At 64.0% G+C, this 18,275-nt stretch carries 20 protein-coding genes; 8 read left to right on the forward strand and 12 right to left on the reverse strand.

The window, feature by feature from the left end; genetic code table 11:
• Positions 1–36: 36 nt before the first annotated feature.
• Entirely contained in the window at positions 37–675 is a 639-nt protein-coding gene (locus HW932_RS07905; RefSeq protein WP_176975945.1) for a DUF3299 domain-containing protein, read from the reverse strand.
• 219 nt (positions 676–894) lie between these two features.
• Between HW932_RS07905 and HW932_RS07910 the strand changes: the two genes are divergently transcribed.
• The 4 genes from HW932_RS07910 to HW932_RS07925 are packed head-to-tail and all read left to right on the forward strand — an operon-like array spanning position 895 to position 4,792.
• Entirely contained in the window at positions 895–2,448 is a 1,554-nt protein-coding gene (locus HW932_RS07910; RefSeq protein WP_176975946.1) for a TonB-dependent receptor domain-containing protein, read from the forward strand.
• 24 nt (positions 2,449–2,472) lie between these two features.
• Positions 2,473–3,366, forward strand: coding sequence for a metal ABC transporter substrate-binding protein (locus tag HW932_RS07915; protein ID WP_176975947.1), 894 nt, complete (start codon positions 2,473–2,475; stop codon positions 3,364–3,366).
• Between the two features lie 11 nt (positions 3,367–3,377).
• The gene (locus tag HW932_RS07920; protein WP_343046996.1) at positions 3,378–3,992 is read left to right on the forward strand and encodes an ATP-binding cassette domain-containing protein; all 615 of its coding nucleotides are present in this window, start codon (positions 3,378–3,380) and stop codon (positions 3,990–3,992) included.
• Positions 3,989–4,792, forward strand: coding sequence for a metal ABC transporter permease (locus HW932_RS07925; protein WP_176975949.1), 804 nt, complete (start codon positions 3,989–3,991; stop codon positions 4,790–4,792). The genes HW932_RS07920 and HW932_RS07925 overlap by 4 nt, the downstream gene beginning before the upstream one ends.
• A gap of 40 nt (positions 4,793–4,832) precedes the next feature.
• Here HW932_RS07925 and radA read toward each other — a convergent pair whose 3' ends face one another.
• Genes radA through yoaA form a run of 4 tightly spaced genes read right to left on the reverse strand, consistent with a single transcriptional unit; the run spans position 4,833 to position 9,779 of the window.
• On the reverse strand, positions 4,833–6,206 hold the full coding sequence (radA, locus tag HW932_RS07930; RefSeq protein ID WP_176975950.1) for a DNA repair protein RadA: 1,374 nt from the start codon (positions 6,204–6,206) through the stop codon (positions 4,833–4,835).
• Between the two features lie 6 nt (positions 6,207–6,212).
• Complete coding sequence (locus HW932_RS07935) at positions 6,213–6,725, reverse strand: J domain-containing protein (protein ID WP_176975951.1); 513 nt, start codon at positions 6,723–6,725, stop codon at positions 6,213–6,215.
• A 45-nt stretch (positions 6,726–6,770) separates the two neighbouring features.
• Positions 6,771–7,844, reverse strand: a complete 1,074-nt coding sequence (locus HW932_RS07940) for an HDOD domain-containing protein (protein WP_176975952.1) — start codon at positions 7,842–7,844, stop codon at positions 6,771–6,773.
• 33 nt (positions 7,845–7,877) lie between these two features.
• Positions 7,878–9,779 (reverse strand): DNA repair helicase YoaA, encoded by a 1,902-nt coding sequence (gene yoaA, locus HW932_RS07945; protein WP_176975953.1) that lies wholly within the window; start codon positions 9,777–9,779, stop codon positions 7,878–7,880.
• A gap of 244 nt (positions 9,780–10,023) precedes the next feature.
• Between yoaA and cysC the strand changes: the two genes are divergently transcribed.
• From cysC to HW932_RS07965, 4 genes are all read left to right on the forward strand, one after another.
• Positions 10,024–10,701: an adenylyl-sulfate kinase gene (gene cysC, locus HW932_RS07950; RefSeq protein ID WP_176975954.1), complete on the forward strand. Its 678-nt coding sequence runs from the start codon at positions 10,024–10,026 to the stop codon at positions 10,699–10,701.
• Positions 10,702–10,707: 6 nt separating this feature from the next.
• Positions 10,708–11,223: a metallophosphoesterase family protein gene (locus HW932_RS07955; RefSeq protein ID WP_176975955.1), complete on the forward strand. Its 516-nt coding sequence runs from the start codon at positions 10,708–10,710 to the stop codon at positions 11,221–11,223.
• A 111-nt stretch (positions 11,224–11,334) separates the two neighbouring features.
• Positions 11,335–11,493: a hypothetical protein gene (locus tag HW932_RS07960; RefSeq protein WP_176975956.1), complete on the forward strand. Its 159-nt coding sequence runs from the start codon at positions 11,335–11,337 to the stop codon at positions 11,491–11,493.
• A gap of 121 nt (positions 11,494–11,614) precedes the next feature.
• Positions 11,615–11,932 (forward strand): hypothetical protein, encoded by a 318-nt coding sequence (locus tag HW932_RS07965; RefSeq protein WP_176975957.1) that lies wholly within the window; start codon positions 11,615–11,617, stop codon positions 11,930–11,932.
• Positions 11,933–11,946: 14 nt separating this feature from the next.
• Here the strand turns inward: HW932_RS07965 and HW932_RS07970 are convergent, their stop codons facing one another.
• The 7 genes from HW932_RS07970 to HW932_RS08000 all read right to left on the reverse strand — a co-directional run bounded on the left by HW932_RS07970 (position 11,947) and on the right by HW932_RS08000 (position 18,177).
• Positions 11,947–12,456, reverse strand: a complete 510-nt coding sequence (locus tag HW932_RS07970; RefSeq protein ID WP_176975958.1) for an FKBP-type peptidyl-prolyl cis-trans isomerase — start codon at positions 12,454–12,456, stop codon at positions 11,947–11,949.
• 14 nt (positions 12,457–12,470) lie between these two features.
• The gene (locus HW932_RS07975; protein ID WP_176975959.1) at positions 12,471–12,821 is read right to left on the reverse strand and encodes a hypothetical protein; all 351 of its coding nucleotides are present in this window, start codon (positions 12,819–12,821) and stop codon (positions 12,471–12,473) included.
• Positions 12,822–12,935: 114 nt separating this feature from the next.
• Positions 12,936–14,798, reverse strand: a complete 1,863-nt coding sequence (gene aprA / locus HW932_RS07980; RefSeq protein ID WP_176975960.1) for an adenylyl-sulfate reductase subunit alpha — start codon at positions 14,796–14,798, stop codon at positions 12,936–12,938.
• Positions 14,798–15,280, reverse strand: a complete 483-nt coding sequence (gene aprB / locus HW932_RS07985) for an adenylyl-sulfate reductase subunit beta (protein ID WP_176975961.1) — start codon at positions 15,278–15,280, stop codon at positions 14,798–14,800. The genes aprA and aprB overlap by 1 nt, the downstream gene beginning before the upstream one ends.
• 44 nt (positions 15,281–15,324) lie before the next feature.
• On the reverse strand, positions 15,325–16,146 hold the full coding sequence (locus tag HW932_RS07990; RefSeq protein WP_176975962.1) for an adenylyl-sulfate reductase: 822 nt from the start codon (positions 16,144–16,146) through the stop codon (positions 15,325–15,327).
• A gap of 20 nt (positions 16,147–16,166) precedes the next feature.
• Positions 16,167–17,360, reverse strand: a complete 1,194-nt coding sequence (gene sat, locus HW932_RS07995; protein ID WP_176975963.1) for a sulfate adenylyltransferase — start codon at positions 17,358–17,360, stop codon at positions 16,167–16,169.
• 226 nt (positions 17,361–17,586) lie between these two features.
• Positions 17,587–18,177 carry a hypothetical protein gene (locus HW932_RS08000; RefSeq protein ID WP_246296714.1) on the reverse strand — a complete coding sequence of 197 codons (591 nt, stop codon included), beginning with the start codon at positions 18,175–18,177 and terminating at the stop codon, positions 17,587–17,589.
• Between the last annotated feature and the right edge of the window lie 98 nt (positions 18,178–18,275).

Consider the following 18,275-nt stretch of genomic DNA (forward strand, 5'->3'; position numbering starts at 1 on the left):
CGCGCTGGACGTCTGGGAGCGGGACGGACCATTCCATTATTCGACGGGGCGCGACGGCTCCAAGCCGGCTATCTGGTCGTGCTCGACATACTCGGCATCGATCCGGTAGGCCGCCACGGCGATCTCGTGACGAAAGGGCTCGATCAGCAGGGTTCCGCTGACGCGCACGACATCGAAGACACCGGCGCGATGCGGCTTGCCCTCGGGCATGACGACACGGATGGTCTGGTTGGCCGGCGGCGGCGGGACATGAATGCAGCCGCCGTAATAGGGAATCAGCAGGAATTCGCTGAGAACATCGGTCTCGAAACCGAGCGGCACCAGAAAGCCGGTGAGACTGATCCGCCGCCCGGCCAGCCGTGGCACCGTCGGCGCAGCGTTCCAGAGTTCCGTGATCTGCTCCATGATCGCGACCGCGCGCGGATCCTCGTCAGGGATGTTCTCGACCTCGAGTTCCTCCAGCAGCGCTTCCGGCTGCCAGTCGGGCGGTAACAGCGCATCCCAGTCCAGCTCTTCGAAGCCTTCGCGCGCGACCAGGGGCGAGTCCGACACGCGGCCGTGCGCATCTGCGCGGCGTTCAGCATCCGCGTCCGGATCGTCGCCACAGGCGGTGAGCACGAGACCCAGGGTGAGTGTCAGGACCGGCAGCAGCCGGATCGGTCTGGAGTGCGGCATTACGGGTCTCCCGGTGCGCGAATGAGTGGCGGCTGAGGTCGGATTCGACCGAAGTGGACAGTCTATCGGCTCGGACGCTCTGATGAGCGGCGGTGTTGCTCAAGAAGGTGTGCGTCTTCAGCCAAGAGGGGGCGATGTCCGGTTGTTCTGCGAAATGTTATTTCATAACATTCGCGCTCGCCAATTCGACCGACATCCATCCAGGCAGGAGTCCCATTCATGCGCCCATCGATCCTGGCCGCTGGTCTGGCCACAGCCCTGACCGCACCGGCCGCCGCCGTGCAGGCTGCCGACGAGGCCGAAATCGCCGAACTCAGATCCATGCTCGAACAGATGCGCCGCCAGTACGAGCGCCGTATCCAGGATCTGGAGGATCGGCTCGCGCGGGCCGAGCGTCAGTCGGAACGTACATCGGCATCCGTCGCTCCAGCCGCACCCGATCCGGCGATCTCCCAGCCGATGCGTGCGCCATCCGTGGCGGCCTCGGCGCCGGCCGCAGGAATCGAACCGGCCGCCGCGCCCCGCCTCCCCGACTTCCGGGGTGCGCTCAGCTCGGGCATGGCCTTCAATCCGCAGATCTCGGTGATCCTCAACGGCAACTATTACAACGACGGTATCGACGGCTCAGGCGCCGCACTGATCGGTCAGGCACTGCAACCCTCGGGCGGTCTGGCCCATGATCACGATCACGCGCACGATTCGGGACATGGGCACAGTCACGGCGAACTGAACAACGGCTTCAACTTCAGCGAGGCCGAGCTGTCCTTCACCGCCACGGTCGATCCCTATTTCGATGCCGCCGCCTATCTCGCCGTCATGGACGAGGGCGATGTCCATCTGGAAGAAGCCTGGTTGCAGACACGTAGCCTGCCTCACGGCCTGCGCGTCAAGGCTGGTAAGTTCCTGAGCGACTTCGGCTACGCCAACAAGCAGCATCCGCATGCCTGGGACTTCGTCGATCAGAACCTGGCCTATCTGAACCTGCTCGGCGATCACGGTCTCCAGGACACGGGCGTCCAGCTCACCTGGTTGCCGGAGCTGCCGGTCTATACCCTGCTCGGGTTCGAGGCGCTCCAGGGCGATCAGGAACTGTTCGGCGCGACACTCGGCGCGGAGGATCAGGAACGGCTGGGACTGGACGCGACCGAGGACGGCCCGCGACTCTGGACGCTCTTTGCCAAGGTTGCGCCGGATCTGGGGCTGGATCATGCACTGCAAGTCGGCGTCTCCTATGCGCGCAACACCCAGCATCAGGAAGTCCACGCGCATAGCCATGACGGCGAGGATGCGGTCCACGAGAACGCCCTGGCGGGCGAGGCCGATCTCTGGGGCGTGGATCTGGTCTACAAATACGACGGTTCAGGTCCGCACGGTCAGGGTGATTTCAAGTTCCAGACCGAGTATCTGCGCTCGAGCAAGGATCTCGACATCCAATCCAGCCCGCATCCCGAGATCATCGGTTCGCGGCGCACCTTCACCACCGATGGCTTCTATGCCCAGGCGATCTATGGCTTCGCGCCGCGCTGGACGGCCGGGGTACGCTATGACGTGCTTGGCCTGACCAACGAGGTCAGTGGAGACGCGCATCTCGACTATGGCTCCTCGGATCGCTGGAGTCTGAACCTGACCTGGAAGCTGTCTGAGTTCTCACAGCTACGCGCCCAGTATGCACGCAACGACATCCTGATGGCCGCGAACGAGCGCGAGCGATTCGACGCCTTTTATCTGCAATTCCTGATGAGCCTGGGCAGCCACGGCGCCCATGCGTTCTAGACCGCGAAGACTGGAGCATCAATCATGTCATTCCGTTTTCTGACCGTCTTCGTCGGCCTGTACCTGATGGGGAACGCAGCCGCCGCGCCGCTCGACGTGGTCGCGACCAATCCGAGCCTGGGTGCGCTGGTGCGTGCCGTCGCCGGCGAGCGTCTGGAGCCGACCATCCTCGCCGGTCCCGAGCGCGACCTTCACCAGCTCCAGGCCAAGCCGAGCATGATGCGCGCGCTGCGGGACGCGGATCTGGTGGTGGCCATCGGCGCGGAGCTGGAGATCGGCTGGCTGCCGGCGGCCATCGCCGGCGCGGCCAATCCGGCGATCCAGCCGGGCCGCGACGGCTATTTCGAGGCCGCCGCCCAGGTCGAACTGCTCGATGTCGGCGGGCCGGCCGACCGCGCGCTCGGCGACGTGCATCCGGTCGGCAATCCGCATGTCGATCTGGACCCAGTGCGCATGGCGCGCATTGCCGCCGCCCTGGCCGAGCGGCTGGCGCAGCTCGATCCGGCGGGGGCCGAGATCTATCGAAACGGCGCCGACGTTTTCGCCCAGGCGGTCGAGCAGCGTGTCGCCGACTGGCGCGCACGGCTGGCCGGGGCGCCGGGCGTGCTGCTCTATCATCGCGACGCGATCTATCTGCTCGACCGTTTCGACGTGCCGTTGCTCGGAACCATCGAGTCGACGCCGGGCGTGCAGCCGAGCGGACAGGATCTGCTCGAACTGACGACCAAGCTCAAGGGGCGCGTGGGTGTGGTGATCCATACGCCCTATCAGTCGCCCCAGGCTCCGACGAAGCTGGCGCGTGATCTCGGCTGGTCTGTGGTGCGTCTGCCGCTGGCGCCGCCGCTGGAAGCCGATGGCGCGGGCTATCTGCATCATATCGAGCGCTGGGTCGACGCCATCGCGGCGGCACGTCCCTGAGTCCGGTGCGCGTGTTCGATCCCCAACCACTGTTACGGCTCGATGCCCTGGTCGCGGGCCATACGCGACCTGTGATCGGACCGGTCTCGCTACAGCTCACGCGCGGCGAGGTGCTCGGACTCTGGGGACCGAACGGCACCGGCAAGTCGACGCTGCTCAAGGCCATCGGTCGATCGGCGCGTGTCTTTTCGGGCTGTATCGAGCGTCAGCCAGATGCCGTACTGGCCCATCTGGATCAGCAGCCGGTGCGGCTCCCGGCCATGCCCGTGACCGGACGCGAACTGCTGCGAGCGGCGGGCGCCCGATCCGAGGTGCTGGAGACGATGCTGCCGGACACACTCGCTCCACTGCTGAAACGGCGCATCGATCGGCTGAGCGGGGGGCAATACCAACTGCTCTGGATCTGTTCGGCGCTCGCGACCGGCGCGGATCTGGTCTTGCTCGACGAGCCGACCAACAATCTCGATCCGGCCAATCGCGCCGCCCTGATCGAGATCCTAGCGCTGGAACGCGACAGGCGCGGAGTGCTGATCGTCAGCCATGATCACGACTTTCTGGAGCGCGTCTGTTCGCGTCTGCTCGAAGCGCGTGATACGGGCCTCGTCGAAGCGCGGGCGAACCGATGACAGATCTCCTGTTCGACCCGCTCTTCCATCTGCCGTTGCTGACCGGGCTGCTGCTCGCCGGACTGCTGCCGGTGCTGGGCGCACTGGCGATGCTGCGCGACGAATGGCTGGCCGCCTTGGGACTGGCACATCTGGCCTCGGCCGGCGCGCTGCTCGGTCAGGCGCTCGGTGTGCCGGCACTGATCGGGGCGACCCTGGGGGCGCTCGGCGGCGGGGCGCTCAAGACATTCCTCTCCGCGCGCGGCAACATCGCCTATGGCTTCATGATTCTGGCCGGTTGGTCGGCCACACTCCTGATCGGCGCCAATACCGCGCTCGGCGAGCAACTGGCCCGAGCACTGGTCGAGGGTCAGCTCTATTTCGCTGGGATCGCCGAGCTGGTTGCCGGCCTGCTGCTGCTTGCGCTCTGCATCCGCACTCTGCCGCGACTCATGCAGCCCATGCTGCGTGCGCGCTTCTTTCCGCGCTATGAGACGGCCAACCGGCTTCCGGTCTGGCGCTGGCATCTGGGGTTGGATCTGCTGACGGCGGGCGGACTGGCCGTCGGCACTCTGACGCTGGGTTTGATGGGCGCCTTCGCCCTGGTGCTGGTTCCAGCCTGGATCGCCTTTCGGCTGGCGCCGAGCTGGCGCTGGACGCTCATTGGCGCCAGTCTGACCGGGGTGATCGGCTATCTGCTGGCCTTCGTCGCCGCACTCGAACTCGATCAGCCGTTCGGGCCGATGCTGGTCGGTGTGCTGCTCGGGCTGGCGCTGCTCGTCGGATCGTTCGAGCGATCGAGACTGACGCGGCCCGATTGAACCGCCTGGACGCATCGGCGAATCCTGTGGAGACGGCGGCTCAGAACGCCGCCCCCAGCGCCTCGCCCAGGGTTCTGACGACCGTGATCTCCAACCCCTCGACGCCCTCCTTGGGCGCGTTGCCCTTGGGCACGATGGCGCGCCGGATGCCGTGCTTGACCGCTTCGCGCAGCCGGTCGGGACCATTGGGGACGGGCCGCACCTCGCCCGAGAGTCCGATCTCGCCGAAGGCCGCCAGATCGAGCGGCAGCGGCCGGTCGCGATAGCTCGACAGCACGGCCAGAAGCACCGGCAGATCGGCGGCCGTCTCGGCGATGCGCACCCCGCCGACGACATTGACGAAGACGTCCTGGTTGAACATGCCGATGCCGCCATGCCGGTGCAGCACCGCCAGCAGCATCGACAGCCGGTTCTGGTCCAGCCCCAGCGCCACCCGGCGCGGATTGGCCAGCGGACTCTCGTCGACCAGCGCCTGGACCTCGACCAGCAGCGGGCGCGTCCCTTCGCGCGTGACCATCACCAGACTGCCCGAGACCGGCTGATCGTGGCGCGAGAGAAAGATCGCCGAGGGATTCTTGACCTCGCGCAGACCCTGATCACCCATCGAAAACACGCCCAGCTCGTTGACGGCGCCGAAGCGGTTTTTGATCGAGCGCACGATGCGAAACGGGCCGCCGTGCTCGCCCTCGAAATAGAGCACGGTGTCGACCATGTGTTCGAGCACGCGCGGTCCGGCGAGCGCGCCGTCCTTGGTCACATGCCCGACCAGGAACACCACTGTGTCGCGCTGCTTGGCGAAGCGCACCAGCTGCGCCGCCGACTCGCGCACCTGCGACACCGAGCCGGGCGCCGATTGCAGCGTCTCGGTATAGAGCGTCTGGATCGAGTCGACCACCATCACCCGTGGCCGCTCCTGCTCGGCGTGGGCCAGGATCTGTTCGACACAGGTCTCGGCCAGCAGTCGGATGCCGCCGCCGGACAGTCCCAGCCGGCGCGCACGCAGACCGATCTGCTGAGGCGATTCCTCGCCGCTGACATAGAGCACCGGCTGATCGGCGGCGAGCGCCGCGCACGCCTGGAGCAGCAGAGTCGACTTGCCGATGCCCGGATCTCCGCCGATCAGGACGACCGAGCCGGCGACCAGACCGCCGCCGAGCACCCGGTCCAGCTCGCCGATACCGCTCTCGACGCGCCGGCGTTCCTCCGGGCTGACCTCGGCCAGGGTTTCGATCCTGTTGGAATCGACGACGCCGGCATAGCCGCCGCTGCGCTCGGCCGGACGGCGACGCGGTTCGGCGACCTCCTGGAGACTGTTCCAGGCGCCGCACTCCTGGCACTGTCCGGCCCATTTCGGATAGCGCGCGCCACAGGCGTTGCAGACATAGGCGCTCTTGGGTTTGGGGGCCGTGGCCATGTGTCGTCAATCCCCCAGCAGGCGCCGTTTGGCCGCATTGATGCGCGCGGCCAGATAATCCGAGCCGCCGCGATCCGGATGCAGCCGCTGCATCAGCCGCCGATGCGCGGCACGGATGGCCTCGGCATCGGCTTTGGCATCGACGCCGAGGATGGCGCGCGCCTCGTCCTCGCTCAAGGCGCCTGAGTTGGGCGGTGTGCCCTGCCCCGCCCCGCCATTGGCCGAACCGGCGCCAGCTCCCACCCCGAGTCCGAGCGAGCGCAGGATCTGTTGCAGCTCAGGCACCAGACGCAGGAACGCGAGCAACCGCATGAGCACCGGAATGGCCGCGCCGAGGAGCGCGAACAGCGGATTCAGACGCCCGGTGAGCACCGCGAGCACCAGCACCGCGACCAGACCCCAGATCGCCGCCTGACGCAGCCGGCGTGCCAGCAAGGCGCGCGGCATCGTGCGCAGCCGGTGGAGCAGCCACAGGGCCGCCGCCAGCAGCAGGAGAACGAGTATGAGCCGCAGGATCATGCCTCACCCCTCACATCTGAGGTTCCAGGGATGGCCTTGGCGCGATCAGTTCTGTACATCGATCAAGAGTCGGCGATAGCAGGGTTCGGACATGAACATAGCGGCATCCACCTCGTCTTCGGGAAGACGCTGTTTTTCGACCAGAAGGTTCAGCTTTGCATATTGATCGGCAACGTCCAGGATCGCGCCCAGCCAGGAACGCGCCGCGCTCGGCTCCGGATTGGCCTGCTCGTCGATGGCCTGGATGACGCTCTCGGGGAAATTCCATTCGTCGATGATGCGGTGCGACAGCTGTCTGGAGCGCTCGATGAAGACCCTGTAGAACGCCCCCGAATTCGGGATCGGGTCGAGCTGTTTGTCGAGCACCTGATCCATGAGACGGAATCCGACCATCAGCCCCACGTTGGCGACCAGCCCGGCCAGATAGGCCGAGAACACATCCTGCCCGCGCTGTTCGGCCAGACAGTGACAGACCAGCGCGCACCGCTCGGACTGCATCCAGACGCGCGAGGCGGCCAGATTGGTCACATGCCCCGACTTGAGATTGAAGATGGGATAGAAGGCCACGCGCGCGACGAGCTGGTGTAACCCATCGCGCCCCAGCAGCACGACCGCCTGCTCGATGTTCGAGATCTTGCGCGCGCGCCGATAGTAAGGACTGTTGGCCACGCGGATGACCTCACCGACCAGTACCGGATCCCTGGTGATCTGACGCGCCAGCTGCGCTCCGGTCATGGTGTCGTCCTTCAGACTGCGCATCAGCTGCGGAATCACCATCGGCAGGCGCGGAACCAGGGTTGAACTCGACTTCTGACCCGTGACCAGTTGCTCGAAGGCGTCGAGCACCCGCGCCTCGGACTGACTCAGCGACAGATTGGCGAAGACGCTGAAATCGAGCAGCCAGGGATAGAACCAGCGGTCGAAGCGGATCGGCGGCGACTCAAGGTCGATCGCATCATCGCCCTCGTTGGGGTCTTCATCCGCTTCGGTATCGACGTCCTCTTCCGCGGATAGATCGAGGTCTTCGATCTCATCGAGTGCGCCGGTCGCCGCTTCGTCCCGCACGCGAACCCGATTGCCATGCAGCAGACGTCCGAACAGATTCTTTATGAAACTCATGGATTTGAGCCATCTCGGTTGAAACCGGTCATCTCAGGCGAAAAAGCACCGGACCTGCTCGATCTCGCGTGTCCGGGCCATCGGCGGCAGGCTGTCGAGAAAGGTCTGACCATAGGACTTCGACAGCAAGCGCGGATCACAGACCACCAGCACGCCGCGATCCTCGGCGCCGCGAATCAGGCGCCCCGCCCCCTGTTTGAGCGCGATCACGGCGCGCGGAAGCTGATAGTCGCGGAACGGATTGCCGCCGGCCTTGCGCAGCGCCTCGATGCGCGCGGCCAGCACCGGATCGCCCGGTGAGGCGAAGGGCAGCCGGTCGATGAGCACGCAGGACAGCGCCTCGCCGCGCACGTCGACGCCCTCCCAGAAGCTGGAGGTTCCGAGCAGGACGGCGTTGCCAAGCGCTCTGAACCGCTCGACCAGTTCGGCGCGCGGCGCCGTGCCCTGCACCAGCAGCGGATAGCGGATACGCCCCTCCAGACCGTCGGCGATCTCGCGTAGCGCGCGATGACTGGTGAAGAGCAGGAAGGCGCGACCACGACTGGAGTCGATCACTTCGCACGCCAGCTCCAGGACGTGCCGATTGTAGTCCGGCTCGGCTGGTTGCGGCAGCCCGCGCGGCACGAACCAGAGCGCCTGACGGGCATAATCGAAGGGGCTGTCCCAACGCGCCGTCTCGGCGTGCTCGATGCCGAGCTGGCGGGCGAAGTGTTCGAAGCCGTCGCCGACGGCCAGGGTCGCCGAGGTCAGCACCCAGGCCGTGCCCGCATGTCCGATGCGCTCGCGGAAGAGATCGGCGATCTCCAGCGGCGTCTGGTGCAGCCGGAAACCGCGTCCGAGCGTCTCGAACCAGCGTACCGTATCGGACGATTCGCCGGTGGTGATGCGCGTCAGGCGCTGGAGCAGATCCAGGGCGCGTTCCAGACAGGCATCCAGGCCCTTGCCGCGTCCGACGACGGTCTCGAGTGCCTCGATCAGATCGCCCAGACGCTCCGCGAGTCGCAGGAGCGCGCCCGTCACGGTCTCGTCGTCCGCCAGCGCGTCCCAAGGGCCGCGCCGGTCACGGTCGCCCATCGCCAGACGCAGATCCTGCGTGGCCCGGCGCAGATGGGCGGCCCGATCGCGCAGCGCGAGCACGTCCCTGGCGTCGCGGATGGCCTCCAGTTCGGTGTCGTGCGCCAGATCCAGGAGCTGGCGGCTGCTCAGGCTGATGCCGAAGAAGCCGGTCGCGGTTTCGGGGAGCTGATGGGCCTCGTCGAGGATGAAGCAGTCGGCGCCGGGCAGGATCTCGCCAAAACCCTCGTCCTTGAGCGCCAGATCGGCGCAGAAGAGATGATGGTTGACGACCACCAGATCGGCGTCCTGGGCCTCGCGCCGCGCCGCGACCAGATGGCAGTCGCCGAACTCGGGACAGTCCTGGCCGAGACAGTTGTCGGTGGTCGAGGTCACTTCGGGCCAGATGGCCGCGTCCTCGGGGATCGGCAGTTCGGCGATGTCGCCGCGCTGGGTGACGCTCGACCAGTCGCGGATCTGCTTGAGCTGGCCGCGCGTGGCGCCGTCGAGTCGGGCGCTGTCGGCCAGGATCAGGTTCAGACGATGGCGGCAGAGATAGTTGGCCCGGCCCTTGAGCAACGCCGTGCTCACGGGTACGCCGAGCGCGCGACGGATGAGCGGCAGGTCGCGATGGAAGAGCTGGTCCTGAAGATTGCGCGTCCCGGTCGAGATCACGACCTTGCGCTCCGAGAGCAGCGCCGGAACCAAGTAGGCGAAGGTCTTGCCGGTGCCTGTACCGGCCTCACAGATGAGCACGCCGCCGGATTCGAGGACATCGGCGACCCGCTCGGCCATCGCCTGCTGCTGGGCACGATGGGTGAAACCGGGGATCTGGTCGGCGAGCCGGCCATCAGGGCCGAGGATGTGGGACAGATCGGTCATGATCTCAGGTGTCAGCGCGGGTCTTGAGCACAGGTCGCGCTCAACCCTGTAGCGGAACCTCCGGCTTCGATCGGGGCATCATGATTTCATGGTTTGGAGAAGTCAATCGTGATGTCGGCTAAAGCCAAGACGTCGTGCCGGTGATTGACAATGGATCGCTACGGATTTGAGAATGCCGGGCGCGTTCGTTGGCCTCCGACCACCGCTTCGCAATCGGGTTCATACACCAAGAGAAGAATTTCGCATGACGACCGATGTCCATCTGACCTGGCACGAGCACCGCGTCTCGCGCGAGGATCGCGAGCGTCTCAACGGCCATCGCGGCTGTGTGATCTGGTTGACCGGCCTGAGCGGCTCGGGCAAGAGCACGCTGGCCAATGTACTCGACCACAGGCTGTCGGAACGCGGCATCAAAACGGCGGTGCTCGATGGGGACAATGTGCGTCATGGGCTCAACGCCAGCACGGGGATGCTGCGCGAGACGCACGGCGAGGAATTCGCTCAGCGCTTCGGACTGGGATTCACCGCCATCGATCGCGAAGAGAACATCCGGCGTATCGGTGCGGTCGCACAGCTCTTCTGCGAGGTCGGCATCATCGCCCTGACGGCTTTCATCAGCCCCTATCGGATCGACCGTCGGCGCGTCAGAAACAGCATGCGCGAGGGCGACTTCATCGAGGTCTTCGTCGACACGCCGCTCGAAGTGTGCGAACGGCGCGATCCCAAGGGGTTGTACAAGAAGGCACGCGCCGGTGAGCTCAAGCATTTCACAGGCATCGATGATCCCTATGAGGCGCCGGAATCCCCGGAACTCGCGTTACAGGCCGGCGAGCGCACACCCGAAGAACTGGCCGATGAGGTCATCGCCTATCTCGTCAGCCGGCGGATTTTGCCGCCCGTGGACTCGAACCCGACAGGCTGAAATTTAATGAAAATCTGCATCGTTTCCGACAGTCATGACCGTGGTCCCATGCTGGCGACCGCCATCGCGGAGGCAAAGACGCGCGGGGCCGAGTGTGTCCTGCATTGCGGCGATCTGATCGGCACCAATACGCTGCTGGCCTCGCTCAAGCTGGAACTGCCGATCCATGTGATCCACGGCAACAATCTCGGCGATCCGGTCTCCATTTCGCGTCTGGCCTGCGGGTCGGGCGGGCAGCTCCAGTATCACGGCAACGATGCGGATCTGACGCTGGCCGGGCGGCGGATCTTCATGACCCATTATCCGCACATCGGCGAGGCGTTCGCCTGTGCCGGCGAGCATGACCTGGTCTGCTGCGGACACAGCCACGAGCCGGAGATCCGCTGTCTGGACAATGTGAAGGGTGGTAAGACCTGGCTCGTCAATCCAGGCACCGTGGCCGGTCTCGGCGCACCGGCGGCGACCTGGATCTTCGCAGATCTGGAGGCGATGACCTTCGAACTCCAGGAACTCGAACGCTAGCTAGGGATGCAGCGAATTCGAGACTTGACACGGCCTCACTGCACCCTGATAGTTCCTCACCGTGTTCTGCGATAGACACATTGGTCCATCAATCGTTAAAGGTCACATTACATGAGCGAGCAAAAAACCCGTCCTCAGGTTCCGGATGGCCACAGCCGATTCGTCTTGACTCGCCAGAAACAGCCGAATGAAAAAGGCTTCGTTGGTTACGATGTGATTTGGGACTCGTTCCAGAAAGAAGTCAAATATCAGACTCCCAAGCGTCCCTGAGCCTGGAAACGGACTCTCTGGACTCTCTGTAGGATGCGGTGAGTAACGAACCGCATCGATCGCGACTGAGGCGGTTCGCTATGCTCACCCCATCCTACGGCACGTCGATTTCGATCGAATCATGAAACTGACACTGGATAGTTCGACCTTCAACGATCTGCAAGCCAAATTCACGGCTGAGATCGTGACCCGAATCAAGATCAAACTCCAGGAAGCCGGCGTCGAGCCGGACCAGCTCGAAGACCTCACGGCCGGCATTGCGTTGAGCATCGCCGGCGTCATCGACGATCTCGCCGAGATCGAGGCCGATGGCGTCGAGGTGCATCCTTATCTGACCTTTCGCACCGACGATGAGACGCTCGTCCACTGGGGCGAGAACGCCTATACCTATGAGCAGGTTTATGGCGCTATGAGGAAGCTGTTTCACAGCGCGCGGTAAAGTCCGAACCCCGGTCAGATCGGCCGTGTCGGTGATCCGCCGATGTCCGGTCCCTGCTCCGGCTTGCCGCCGGCGGCGATCTCCGCATCCGTCGCTTCGCGCACGCTCAGCACTTCCAGCTCGAAGATCACCTGCCGCTCGCACAGCGGATGATTGCCGTCGATCGTCAGCGTTTTGTCGTCCATGCGAGTGACGAAAAAGGTCTTGGTCTCGCCCTTCTCGTTCTCCATGAGGATCTGCATACCGACTTCGCGATATTCCTCGGGAACGTTCTCGATCAGATCCGTGATGACGAGTGATTCATCCCGCGCCCCATAGAGATCGCTGCAATCGATCGGAACCGAGATCGTCTCGCCAACCGCCCGGCCCTCCAGTTCCGCCATGACGCGCGGATCGAGCACCGAATTGTGACCGTGGACATAGCCCAGCGGAAATTCCACGGCCGTCAGAACATTCCCCGTCTTCTGATCGAGGACGCGATAGCTCAGCTCGACGAATGTATCGTCACGAATGATCTGTTTCATCATGACCTCGGACATCAGAAGATCGACGCGGCAAAGATACGCACTTCGCCATTCTCATAGCCGAGCACCATGCGCCCCAGCCACTCGCCTTCGCGCGCCGTACTGCGAACGCGGTAGAGCGCCGTCACATGCTCGCCACGCCGGATGAGTCCGAGAAAATCGCGCTCCTCGACCAGATTGCGAGCCAGATCACTATGCGCGAACTGCTTGCCCATTTCGACTTCGTTCAAGCCGAGCAGCAGGTTGTAGGAGAACTTCTTGATGAACTTGCCGTACTGGCCCTTGTTGGAATACTTGACGAGATCGTCCCACATGGGGTGCGCGATCTCGATGATTTCGTCGTCGGTCAGATCATTGATGTTCATATCACCATCAAATCGTCTTCAAGCTACGGCGTTTCAGCCTTCAGTCCCGGAAAAAAACTGGGCTCCCGGCACCGCCGAGAGCCCAGACTTTATTTCAGGGCGAGCGCGATCCTGTCAGGCATCGACCAGATGGTAACAGGGCGCCTTTTCCATGGTGTACTCGCCGGTATCCGGATCGCGACGCGACACCGTCAGCACATGCCAGTTCTCGTCGTCGACCTTCAGGGCGTCGCCACGGTAGTAGTAGCCCGGCCAGCGGGTCTCCTTGCGGAACAGGGTGTGATGCAGCACGGCCTCGGAGGTGAGCTGACGATGCTTCAGCTCCCAGGCGCGCAGCAGCTCGTGGATGTTCTCCGCGGCTATTTTCTCGAGATCCTCTTCCAGGAGCTTCATCTTCTTCAGACCGATGTTGAGCAGCTTGTCATTGGTCATGTAGCTGACGGTCACGCCGCCGCAGTACTCGTCCATCAGCTTCTGCAGGCGATCCAGACCCTGACGCGGGTTGATGTAGTTCGGGTTGACCGAACCGGCGGTGATCTCGTTGCGATAGACCCGGTAGTGCTCCATCGGCTTGTAGATCTCCTGGCGACGCCGCTCGATCTGCGCGTCCGAGACCCGGATGCCATCGGCCTTGCCGTCGTCGATGTACTTGCAGGCCGCCTTGGCCGCCAGACGCCCCTCGGTGAAGGAACCGGACGAGAAGGCGTGCGGCGTACCACCGACCGCGTCACCGGCACCGAACAGACCCTCGACCGTGGTCATGCGGTTGTAGCCCCAGAAATACTCGGGCGGCGAGACATCCTCCGGACCCGAACACCAGGCGCCGCAGCCGGTCGCGTGCGAACCCATGACGTAAGGCTCGGAGGTGGTCAGCTCAGGGTTCTCGTTCTTCGGATCGACGTCGGTGGCGGCCCAGAGCACGGCCTGGCCGACGGTCATGCCGAGGAAGTTGTGCCAGCCGATCTCTTCCAGATGCGGATCCTGGAAGGCTTCCATGGTGACCATGTGGATCGGCCCACGACCGGCGTTGACCTCGCTGATCAGCGCATGGTTGCGCAGACAGGTCGGGATCGGGCGATGGGTGCGGTGCGAGAGTTCCGGGTCGAGATATTCCTTGCCGACCATCTCCTGCAACTGCGGCCACCACTTGGACTCGTACTCTTCGCCCAGACCGTTCTGCGTATAGGTCTTGAGGTGCAGGAAGTAGGCGCCGACCGGGCCGTAACCGTCCTTGAAGCGGGCCAGGACGATGCGGTTCTCCATCTGGGTCATCTTGGCGCCGGCGCCGATCAGCAGACCATAGGCCGAGCCCGAGGACCAGGGCGCATACCAGACGCGACCCGCGCCCTCGCCCACCGACCGCGGCTTGTAGATGTTCGAGGCGCCGCCGGCGGCGACGATCACGGTCTTGGACTTGAAGACATGATAGTTGCCGGTGCGCACGTTGAAGCCGACCGCGCCCGCGACCCGGTTGGGCTTGCTCTCGTCCATCAGCAGATGGGTGACGCAGATGCGGTTGAAGACCTTGTCGGCCGACTTCTTCGCCGCTTCGGCGACGATCGGCTTGTAGGACTCACCGTGGATCATGATCTGCCAGCGGCCTTCACGCTGATAGGCGCCGGTCTTGGGGTTGCGCATCAGCGGCAGACCCCATTCCTCGAACTGGTGCACCGCCGAATCGACGTGGCGCGCCATGTCGAACAGCAGGTCTTCGCGCACCATGCCCATCAGGTCGATGCGCGCATAACGCACATGATCTTCCGGCTTGTTCTCGCCGAAGCGGGTGCCCATGTAGCAGTTGATGGCGTACAGACCCTGGGCCACGGCGCCGGAGCGATCGATGTTGGCCTTCTCGGCGATGACGATCTTCTTGTCCTGGCCCCAGTAGCGCGCCTCGAAGGCCGCGCCCGTGCCGCCCAGGCCCGCGCCGACGACCAGAACGTCGATGCCGTCCTCGATGATTGTCTTGTAAGCCATCAGTAGCACACCCCTTCTTGCATTTTCAGGCCATTGGACTCCAGCGTATGCAGGCCGCCGTCATCGAGACGAATGTATTTGGGCTCGTTGAACAGCAACTGGCTGTCGCGCATCTCTTTCGACGGCGCGGGCACGTCCTTGAGCTTGGGCGTGTGCTGACCCCATGGCTTGGTGGTGATGGGCGCGAGCAGGTTCATGTCCTTCTCGCCGTTGCGGAAGATGATGCGCCAGGCGATGACGCCCTTCTCCTCGTCGCGACGCACCCGCACCGAATGGCCCAGCGGGGCGAAGTCGGCGTAACCACGCACGTCGATCGCGTTGTGGGGACAGGCCTTGACGCAGGAGTAGCACTCCCAGCACATGTTCGGTTCGATGTTGTAGGCACGACGGATGGTCGTGTCGATGTGCATGATGTCCGACGGGCAGATGTCGACGCATTGGCCGCAACCGTCGCAGCGCGTCATATAGACGAACGTTGGCATTCTCGTGATCCTCTTCTCTCTCGACTGTGTTCAGCGCGGTGAGATCAGTAATGGGTCGGCGCTTCGCGCTTGATCCCCAGGCCCATGTAGGGCGGGGTCTCGCCCATGTAGGTCGGGATGTCCGGATAGCGCTCCTTGACGATGGGGTCCGTCAGCTCGGGCAGTTCGGGCAGCTTGTCCATCGAACCGTCGGCCTTGGCGACCTTCTTCTGGAAGGCGGCGGCGGGCTTGAAGAACATGTGCGCCAGCTTCGACCAGTAGACGGTGCCGAACAGCGTGGTGGCGGCGGCGATGAAGAGCGCGAAGATGAGCATGGATCCCAGCAGCGACCACACCAGGGCCAGGGTCGTCGTCAGCAGCAGCGAGACGATGAACAGATCCGACAGATGCACGTCGTACCACTGATGGCCCTCGGAGCGCACATCGACGCGGATCTTGAACCAGAACCAGTAGCCGCCGATGCAGACCATCAGTGCGCCGAGGTGCCAGAGCAAGGGCACGAAGCTCGAGGTCTCGCCTTCCACGCCGAAGATCAGGATCGCGGTCGTCACCACAAAGGTGACGAAGCCATACATCATGAGCAGGTGCGACTTGCGCCGGTCGGGATTCTCGAACTCGCCCGAGGCCAGGACTTCGTTGGCCAGGGTGCTGACGGCGATGCTCATCTTCTCGGCGCCGCCGACTTCGCGCTTGGCCAGTTTCTTGAGCGACTTGCCTTTCTCGAAGAAATACTGGGCGCTCTTCTTGTGCTTGACGTCGAGCAGGGTGCCGCCGATGACCAGAAGGATCATCAACACGACATAGGCCTGCATCACGCCCGGCGCAATGAACGCCGACAGCTCGGCGAAGGGATTGCTGGTAATCATCTCATTGGCTCTCCGTTGGGCTACGACTGAGGGAGTGACTGGTAGTAATCCATGAGGATCTGTGCGACCTCGGGGCGCGAGAACTCGGGCGGCGGGGCCTCGCCCTGGCCGAGCATCTCGCGGACGCGGGTGCCGGACAGCAGGATGAAATCCTCTTTGGTGTGGTCCGGGACGTCGCGCATCATCACCACCCGGTCGAGCTTCTTCGAGTAGGCGGTGTGGTCGGCGCGGAAGATCTCGATGGCGAGCGCGCCGGCGGGGACCGCGTCATCGAAGATGGTCTGGGCGTCGAAGGGACCGTAGTAATCGCCGACGCCGGCATGATCGCGCCCGATGATGAAGTGGGTCGCGCCCATGTTCTGACGGAAATAGGCGTGCAGCACCGCCTCGCGCGGCCCGGCATAGAGCATGTCGAAGCCGTAGCCCGTGACCATCACGGTGTTGGGCGGGAAGTAGAGCTCGGCCATGGTGCGGATGGCCGCATCGCGCACCGGGGCCGGGATATCGCCCGGCTTGAGCTGACCGAGCAGCATGTGGATGACGACTCCATCGGCCTCGACCGCCTCCATCGCCATCTTGCACAGTTCCTCGTGCGCGCGATGCATGGGGTTGCGGGTCTGGAAGGCGACGATCTTCTGCCAGCCGCGTTCCTGGATCTCGTGACGGATCTCGACGGCGGTGCGGAAGGTGTCGGGGAAGTCGGTCTGGAAGTAGGAGAAGTTGAGAACCTGGATCGGTCCCGAGATGGCGATGCGGCCCTGGCTGTTGAAGGTCTCGACGCCTGGGTGCTTCGGGTCCGAGGTGCCGTAGACCTGTTCGGTCATCAGCGCCATCTGGTCGTCCGAGACCTGTTCGACGGCGGTGACATCCATGACCGCCAGCACCGGCTTGCCCTCGACGTTCGGGTCACGCAGTGCGATCCGCGTGGCGCCGGCGATGGCGTCGGCCGATTCCAGCAGACAGAGCAGCGGCACCGGGAAGAAGCGACCGTCGGTCAGGGTCATCGACTGCGCGGTACTGAGCGCGTCGGCCAGATTCATGAACCCGTCGAGCGGGCTGAAATACCCGGCGCCCAGCATGACGGCATTGCCGGCGGCCTGGGAGCTGACGATCACCGAGGGCAGCGACTCGGCTTCGCGCGAGAGTCGGTGGTGCTGCTCGGGGTCATAGACGAAACGCGGCCTGAGTTCATCAGAGCCGACTGGCTTGATCATGCACAAACCTCCAACAACAGAGGGTGAAGACGCCACCGGATGCTTCGCATCCGCCTGAGTTCGTAGCCTGAGCGAGGCGATCGCCGTTCGACCGGGGAAAATAGCAGAAAAGCGGCGGTTTTGTGAAAGCTTTTTAGTCGATTCTTATCGACGGGCGTCGCCGGCCTGATCGGGCGCTCGGCCTATGCTCGACTCGGGATGTCTGAAGGCACGTTCCGTGCAACCGTCAGGCCGACATGGACTCGGACGAATTGCGTGTGTTCACATTCGGCAATACCCGCCGTCTATGCATTGCCACCAGGATCAGCAGCAGACACATCATGGCGATGACGGCTGGTAACAGCACTGTTGTAGCCGAATAGTGCTCAAGTGCCAGGATGGCGATGATGTTGCGGATGGCGAACAGGGCGAAAAACAGCAATGACTCGGAATGCGGAAAGCGATAGATCTTTCTGATCGTTGGCCCGAATCCAAGCGCATCGACGGTCGTCAGGACAACGACTGCCCACAGCGGATCGGATGTGAGAAACCAGAGCGGCAGCGAAGACAGTGCCGAAACGAAAAACACCCAGTCGGATTTCGTGGTTGTGATGTCTGCGCGTTTCAAACAGGCAAGGCACGCAACCAGTATGGTGATGACGCCCGACACGCCGATAGGCCAGGCGCCGACCCCGCCGCCGTCTTCGATCTGCGCCAGAAAAACCACGCCGGTCGTCGAACCCCAGATGATCCATGAAAACACATGGGGTCTGGTCTTGCCGCTGAGGATGGCGCGGACATAGGGGATGAATGCGGCAAAGGTGAGCGCGATGGCCATGGCGCTCAGCAGTTCTCTGTATGGCGCGGAACCCATGCGTTTGTTCGCCTGTCGCCGGTTGGCCGGCGCGCGTCAGCGCATCCAGGTGAGGCGCGGGC

Source organism: Allochromatium humboldtianum, assembly GCF_013385175.1.
Classification (GTDB): domain Bacteria; phylum Pseudomonadota; class Gammaproteobacteria; order Chromatiales; family Chromatiaceae; genus Thermochromatium; species Thermochromatium humboldtianum.